General features: G+C 69.0%; 6 protein-coding genes. All 6 read right to left on the minus strand.

From position 1 onward, the window contains the following. Positions 1 to 29: 29 nt before the first annotated feature. On the minus strand, positions 30 to 497 hold the full coding sequence (locus AC04ME_RS19035; RefSeq protein WP_046746601.1) for a DUF4913 domain-containing protein: 468 nt from the start codon (positions 495 to 497) through the stop codon (positions 30 to 32). Then, complete coding sequence (locus AC04ME_RS19040) at positions 494 to 2,281, minus strand: type IV secretory system conjugative DNA transfer family protein (RefSeq protein WP_046746602.1); 1,788 nt, start codon at positions 2,279 to 2,281, stop codon at positions 494 to 496. Before AC04ME_RS19040 ends, AC04ME_RS19035 begins: the two co-directional genes overlap by 4 nt. Further along, the gene (locus tag AC04ME_RS19045; protein WP_396654340.1) at positions 2,278 to 3,837 is read right to left on the minus strand and encodes an ATP/GTP-binding protein; all 1,560 of its coding nucleotides are present in this window, start codon (positions 3,835 to 3,837) and stop codon (positions 2,278 to 2,280) included. The genes AC04ME_RS19040 and AC04ME_RS19045 overlap by 4 nt, the downstream gene beginning before the upstream one ends. A 9-nt stretch (positions 3,838 to 3,846) precedes the next feature. Further along, positions 3,847 to 5,358, minus strand: coding sequence for an SCO6880 family protein (locus AC04ME_RS19050; protein WP_311200155.1), 1,512 nt, complete (start codon positions 5,356 to 5,358; stop codon positions 3,847 to 3,849). Beyond that, complete coding sequence (locus AC04ME_RS19055; protein ID WP_475436583.1) at positions 5,345 to 6,925, minus strand: TrbL/VirB6 family protein; 1,581 nt, start codon at positions 6,923 to 6,925, stop codon at positions 5,345 to 5,347. The genes AC04ME_RS19050 and AC04ME_RS19055 overlap by 14 nt, the downstream gene beginning before the upstream one ends. 48 nt (positions 6,926 to 6,973) lie before the next feature. Next, positions 6,974 to 7,625: DUF8175 domain-containg protein (locus AC04ME_RS19060; protein ID WP_475436585.1), on the minus strand; the 652-nt coding region annotated here is incomplete at its 5' end.

The raw sequence follows: 7,625 nt of genomic DNA on the forward strand, positions 1-7,625 counted from the left end.
CCCGGTGGGTGCGGCCCTCTCTCGTTGCGTCAGGAGGTCGGTGCCACTCGCTCGTCGACGAACAGCCCTTCGGGCGGCGGAACGTGCGTCAGCGGCTTGCCGTAGTCGATCGCGTCGGGTGAGTTGTGGAAAGGGCCGTCGTCGGCCATGAGCACCCGCATGTGGTGGTCGGCGTGATCGCGCCACCAGACGGACATGCCCGTTGCCGGGTCGAGGCGCAGGTGTTCCCACGCTCGCCAGAGCGCTTCGAGGCGCATCACGGCCTCGTCGTGCTTCCACCACTCGCCCGACCACCACGGCGCCAGCCTGCCGCTCGTCTTACGCCGGTAGGCGTGCCGGAGGAACTGGTCGACGAAGTCGCTGACGTTGCCGTAGACGAGCTGCGGGCCGGGATCGGGTGTCTCGGTGCCGGCGTCGCCGGTCGTCGCGTCAGAACCGCTGTCAGGGGCCGGCCAGGTCGTTTCTTCCTCGTCGTCCCACTCACCCAGACCGCTCATGCTGCGCCCTCCTGCTCGAGCTGACGTTCCACCGTGGCGACTTCGGCCTCAGCCTCCGCGATCGTGCGCGGGGCCTGCGGATCGTGCGCCTTGATCGAGGCGCGCACCTTCTCCGCGAACGGCCCTGTCATCCAGGGCTTCGTGCGGATCAGTGTCGGCCGAGAACCGGACGCGATCACCACGGCGCGACCCTTCGGCATCGCGCCGAGCTCCGACACGTCCAGGGTGCGCTCCCGCTGCACTTGCTGAGACACCGAGCGATGCCCGGTCCCCGACGACACCGACGTGCGCACGCGATCGTGCTCACCGATCAGCCGTGACAGATCCTCCAGGAATGCCGTCTCCGCGACGCCGCCGCCGTAGCACTTGATGTTCGAGGCCGACCACAGCTTGCGCATGCCGGACTCGCCCCACACGTCGACGCCCTGCGACCACGACTGCAGGATGGTCATGAGGACGATCCCCCGGCTGCCGTAGTGGCTGTAGAGGTCCGGGAGCGTCCGCCACCGGCAGACGTTCGCGGCCTCGTCGAGTACGCCCAGGAGCGGCGTCGAGAGGCGTCCGCCAGGCGAGTGCACGGCGAGTTCTTCGGCGGCCTCGACCACGGCGACCGTGAGCGCCGTGACGAGCGGGCCGGCGGTGCCGCGGCCCTCCTTGGAGAGGCTGTAGAGAGTGCCGCCCGCGCGCACGAACGCGGCCGGGTCGAACGTCGGCCGCAGGTCGCCAGGCTCGGGAACAATCCACCGCACGATCGTGCGATTGGTCAGGCACGCCGCCATTTGCTGCGCCGTGCCGTAGATGCCGCCGCGCTGCTTGTCCGGGGCGTTCACGACGCCGGCCACCTGGTCGGCGGTCAGGTCGAAGCCGTGGGATTCCAGGATGCGCACCGGTTCTTCCTCGCTCGGACGGGTGAGCCACCGGTACACGTCCGTGATCGGGCGGCCGTCGAGAGCTGCGGCGAGAAGCAGACCGGCCAGGAGGTCCTGGCCAGCCGGGTCGAAGTAGGCATCCGTCTTGGCCCCCGGCTCACGGCTACCCGCAGCGAAGTGCTCCGCGAGCTTGGCAGCTCGCACCTCGTCGGTGACGTAGCTGAGCGGGTTCCAGTACCAGGTCGGTTCCTCCAGAGCGATGCCCTGCGGGTCGAACACCCACACCGGGCCCCGCTCGGCGCGCACGTCGCGAGTCGCGTCCACGACGTCGCGCTTGTTCGACGTGACGAGAGCGGCCCCAGGTGCGTCGAGGATCGCCGGCACGGCCCGCGAGGTCGTCTTACCGGTGCGCGGCCCCCAAATGTCGATGTGCATGTCCTCCCAGGACGCGAACAGCGGCTTGCCGCTGAACAGGTGCGTGCCGATGGGGACACCGGCACTGTCAGCGACACCGAGCCGCTGCGCGGTCGCGCGGGCCGACTTCTCGCTCAGCGCCTCCACGTCCCGACCGATACCCATGTACCGGGAGGCCGAGTCGACGCGCGTGCGGTTCTTCTGCCCGCCGTGACGGAGCCACAGGTACAACGCCACCAGGAGCAGCGCAGCCACGACGAATCCGACCGCGACCCATGTCGACGCCGGCAGCCACTCGATGCGGCCGCGGAACAGGTCGATAACGAGCTTGAACGGGTCCGAGGGCAGTGTGTCGGCGGTGCCGGCCCACTGGTGGGCGAGGGTGACAGACGTCCACGCTCCGACGCCCAGAACGGCCGCGCCGCCCGCGATGACGAGGACGGCGAGGCTCTGACCGGACATGCCCGCGGGATCGCGGCGGCGGTTGTTGGGCTGGTTCATGCGACGGCCTCCTCAGCGTGCGCGCGGCGGCTGCGACGGCCGACCCGGGACTGGTCGTGCCAGAGCTTGTTCGTGTCGCTCACCTGGAGCTCCACGGTCGTCAGCTCGACGTTGACAGGGATTCCCGGGCGGCCGCCGACCTTCACGAGGAACTTCCCGCGGCCGGGAGGCTCGGCCTCGCGGCCGGTTGCCGGGTCCCACTCGGGCGGGTCCTGCCAGCCGATGAGAAGTTCCTGCTCGGCGTTCGAGAACGGCACGGCGCTCGTGAGCTGCGGCATTTCTGCGGACGGCAGACCGCCGCAGATCACCATGCCGGAGCGCTCAACGAAGCCTTTGGCCTTCATCCGATCTTCCTCGCTGGAGAGGGCAAGAAGGTCGCTCATCGTGTGCGAGATCATCGCCATGCCGACGCCGCGCTGACGGTTCAGGCGCGTGAGCGCGTCGACGCGATCGACCATGCCGCGGCCGGCGCGCAGCGCCCGCCACAGCTCGTCCAGGATGACGAAGTAGTGGCGGCGCGGCTCCAGGCCGGCATCCGCCAGAGCGTTCGCGACGTTGACCGTTCCGAATCCGGCACTCCAGCAGGCCAGCAGAGTCGCGGCCTGGAGGTCCATGTCTGAGTCGTCGATCGCGCTGACGTCGTAGACCACTGGCTTGTCGCGGCGCATCGGGTTGGTGGTCGGTCGAGCGAACGTTTCCCCGAGGCGGCCGCCGCCGACGAGGCCGATCAGAGAGGCCTCCAGGTGCTCGGTGATCGCCTTGTACTTCTCGTCGACGCCACGATCCAGCGCGACCTCACGCAGCTCCTGCGGACCCTCCTGGATGACCCGCAGGAGGTCACCCAGCACGGGCACACCGTCGTGATGGGCGTCGAGGTACTTCAACGCCCGGTCGAGGATCGTCTCTTCGCGGTCAGTCGGCGGCTGCTTCCGGATGATCGTCAGCAGAGCCGCCACGATCGTGTGACGACGCCCGTGGGCGTCGGCCATGACCTGTGCGGCCTCCTTCTCGAAGCCTTCTTCCCGCAGCCGTGCAGCCGCTTCGACGGCCTCACCGGGATCGAGGACGTTCAGATACCCCCGGCCGCGGCCGAGGGTAATGATCTGCCCGCCCATTGCGTTGATGAGGTCGACGTAATCCGGCTTCAAGTCGCCCAGCACCAGCGGCATCACGCCGTAGCCGGCGAGGCCGGTGGCCATGCGACGAATCAGCGTCGACTTGCCGAGTCCGGGCTTCCCGAGCACGAAGACGGACGGGTTGCTGATGAGCTTGGCGCGCTGGAACCAGCTGATGGGGTCGCAGCACACGGTCGCGCCCGTGTAGATGTGTCGGCCGAGGGGGACGCCGACCATCGGCGTCCCTGTACCGATCGCGAACGGCCACAGGCCACATACCTGCACGGTCGTGCCGCGCCACTCTGCTGGCTGCTGCACGTAGACCGACTCGCCGCGTCCGCGGCCGAGCCACCCACGCAGGCCCGGGCGTTGAGGGCGTACCACGGGGGTTTTCTGCGTGGCGTCGACCGTCGACACCCGGCGCTTGTTTCGAGTAGCCACAGTGACCTCCTACAGGTTGTTTCGCAGCTCGGCGGGAATCTTGATGTGCTTCGACAGGACGAGGCCGAGCGGCAGAGCCGCAGCGAAAGCACTGTCCTGCGAGCCGTACACGGGCCGCAGTCGCAGTCGCGCGGTCGCCCCGAGGTTGTCGATCGCGGCCACGGCATCCGCTTCCTCAGCGGGCGAACGCACCGTGGCGGTGACCAGCATGCCGAAGTTCACCAGGCCGGCGCCGCTGGCCTCTTCCGCAGCGGTCGCCGCGGCCGCACGCACAGCGAGCGTGTCGCGGGCCTTCGCCTTGGCATCCGCCGTTGCACGGAACTCCGCAGCCCGCAGGTCCGCCTCCACCATCGCCGCAGCGCGAGCCGGGGAGATAGGCCGGTACAGCAGAGTGATGCGCTTTCGCGCAATATCGCGGTGCGGTGCCAGGAGACGGCCGAGGACACCGGACTGGACGTTGCCGCGCGGTGCGCCGGTCATCGACCAGGTGACCGAGTGCCCCGAGTCGTGCCGGTAGCTCGACCAGTTCGCCTGCGCCGCAGACGGGCCGACGTCGGTCCAGTCCAGCTCGGGCGGCTGGCCGGCCGCGTGCGCCTCGTCGATCAGCACGGAGGCCGCCGGATCGTAGGCGATGCGGATAATCTCGCAGAGCTGCTGCGCGGTCAGCGGGTGCGCTGCGCCCGCGCCGGTCGCCTGGAGCGTCTGGGTTAGACCAGGCAGACGCGATGCCAGCTCACGCGCCATGTCGTCGGGCTTGCGACGCTTACCGCCCTGACGGGCGGCCGCGCTGAATGTGATCGTGACGTAGGCACGCACGACACTTGACCCCGCGGGGTAGCGGTCGACGGCCTCGACGAGCATTTCTCGAGCGAACGCGGGTGCGTTCTCGTCAATGTTCATTTCGACCTCACGGCGCAGACGTGTGCCCGAATCGGGAGCCGTCTCAATCGTCACCGTGGCCGACTCGACCCCGGCCTCATCGGCCAGGTTCGCGAGCCAGTGGCCCCAGTCGGCCACCCACACGTCGATCTGCTCTGCGTCGACGAGCGAGGCCCCGGCGGGCTCCGTGCCGATGACGATGCTGTAGTTCGCCGTGGCCGGGTGGAACAGGAGCGCGAACGGTCGATTGTAGGAGTCGCGGTGCTCGCTGAGGCGGATCGTCGACGCGAGGCCGGGGAGCTGGTTGGTCCCCCACGGCGTGCGGCCGGTAGGGCCGGAACGGTAGACATTCGCGCCCTTCGACCGGGAGACGACGTGACCCGCCCGCTCAGAGATCCGCGACAGCGCGTTCTTCCCGTGAGAGTCACGCACCATCAGCAGGACGAGCAGCAGCAGGATCACCACGGCGGTGATCGCCGCGTCGAGCATGCCGCGCGTCATCAACACGAGGACGACGACGAGCATGCCGACGAGCAGCAGACCAGTGCCGACCGCGCCGAGGCCTAGAAGGCCGGCCGAAATTCCCTTGTGCCAGTTCCCATATGTCCGAGCCTGTCGGCTCGACGGTTCAACGGTTGCCACTTGGACCCTCTCCTGTCGCCTGATCGCCTAGCTTCTGTGCAGCGCCCTTCGCTGCATCGCCTACCTGTTTGGCCGCACCGACCGTTGCGCCCGCAGCGGCCCCCCACGGGCCTGCGGCCGCGCCGGCAGATGCGCCAGCGGCGGCACCACCGCCCGCAGCGGCGGCTCCACCACCAGCGGCGGCGGCTCCACCACCAGCGGCGGCGGCTCCACCACCTGCGGCAGCTCCACCGCCCGCAGCTCCACCACCGGCAGCGGCCCCCCGACCGGCAGCAGCAGCCCCGGCCTGGCCCTGCGAACCAGCCGAGCCAGTGGACCCGGCCGTGCCTGTCGAGCCGGTCGCGCCAGCCGTCGACGGGGAAGCGGTCGAGCCTCCGCCCGCACCGCCGCCGAGACGGCCGATCTGTGCTGCGCCACTGGGGACGGCAGCTACCCCGGCCGCGGCGAGCATGCCGCCTCCAGCGCCGCCTGCCATAGCCCCGACCATCGGTGTCACGAACCGCATGAGCGCCGGCAGCGCGACGAGCGCGAGCAGCATCATCATGAGGCCCGTGATGACCGAGATAAGGCCCGTGCCGTCGTCCTTGAAAACGTCGGTTCCGGCGAGCTGGAACGCGGCCGCGTAGATGATCGCCGCCGCGGGCTTGTAGAGGATGAACGCGACCAGCCAGGCCACGTTCTTGTTGAACCATCCCTTGCCGGACTCACCGCTCATCGCGGCTGCGGCCGACAGCGGGAGGATGCCGGTCAGGACCACGAGCATGCCGCCGCGAGCGAGCATGAGGATGATCTGCACCACCGCGACGATGATCGCGATGACGCCCAGGATGATGACGAGCAGTGCACCCAGACCTGGTGCGCCCGCCGTTCCCGTCGTGGTCAGCACCAGCAGATTGCTGATGTTCCGACCGAAGCACGTACTGTCGCCGCTCGCCAGGTTGCAATCGGTCGAACGATCGATGATCCAGACCGAGAAGGCATCGGCCGCCTGCACGAGCAGGGCCACGATACCGACGCCTGCCCCGGCGACCACGATAAGCCGCAGGAGGCCGAAGAACACGTCTTTGCCGGGTTCCGCGCGCATCGTCACTGCCATGCGGATTGCGCCGACGATCGTGGCCCCGACCGCGACCGCGAGCATGATCCACCAGAGCGAGCCCTGGAGGAATGCGACCGCGCCGCCGGCACCGACAGGGCCGCTCGGCAGAAGGCCCGCAACCAGACCGGATGCGCCACCAATGAGGATCACCGCGGCGAGGATGATGCCGAGCCGTCCTACGGCCAGCAGCCCCTCACCGCGGCGAACCTTAACGGTCGTGATCGAGGCCAGTGCGATTATCGCGATGATCGCGACCGCGTAGCCGATCCAGGTGATGTAGCCGAGCACCTGGAGGACCGGAGCGGAGAAACCGGCGTCCGCACCTGCCGCGGAGCCGCCGTCGCCGCCCGTGAGGACGGGTGTGCCGATGTTGACCCACATCGTCCCGAACGACGCGATGACCTTGCCGACGCCCTCGATGACGGCGTTCGCCATGTCTTCAATCGCGCCGCCAACGACGGAGTTCACGATGTCTTCGCCGCAGCCAACCCAGTCAACAATCGAGCACATGTGTCCTCATCCCTCCCAGTAGATGTAGCCGGCGAGATTCGGGAGCTGCGCGGGCCGCGCTGTCAGGTCGCTCTCCGAGTAGTTCACCTTCCAGTCGCCGTCCTCCCAGATGAGGGGGATGACAGCCGACAGGTAGCCGGTCTTTCCGTTGCCGGTCACCGTGACGCCGACGTCTACTCGAGCGGAGTCGCCGTCATAGCTCAGAAGGCGGAACGCCGTGACCTCGTTGCGAATCTCGGGCGACGACTCGGAGGTCGACGGCGTGTTCAGGAGCTGGTCGCGGATGGGTCCGGCAGCCAGCGCGTACTCACGCCACGGCTGCACCGTGTCGGCGTTCAGCAGGTAGCCCACCCCGACAGAGGCCGCGAGAGCGGCACCCTCGGGCGTCCGAGCGAAGCACATCTTGATACCAGCGTCCGTCGTGTCGGCAGGGCCGAACTCATCGGACACCGGGAACGGTGTGGTGCCGGCGTAGTCCCAGGTCGTCGCAGGGGCCGTGTCGAGCGTGCCGGTCATTTCCACCACGTCGAGCCCGCAGATAGACGAACCGCCCGCAGCCCCCTCCGAGGGGGCCGGGGCGGACGTCGACGACTCGGACGGCTGCGGAGCCGGCTCGGGGTCGTCCGAGGACGACACCGAGCTGACGATCCAAACCACC

This window comes from Microbacterium sp. LjRoot205, from assembly GCF_056175745.1.

Excerpts from the sequence above, each read along its gene's own strand:
- AC04ME_RS19035 (WP_046746601.1), bottom strand. The coding sequence starts at position 497 with ATGAGCGGTCTGGGTGAGTGGGACGACGAGGAAGAAACGACCTGGCCG.
- AC04ME_RS19040 (WP_046746602.1), bottom strand. The coding sequence starts at position 2,281 with ATGAACCAGCCCAACAACCGCCGCCGCGATCCCGCGGGCATGTCCGGT.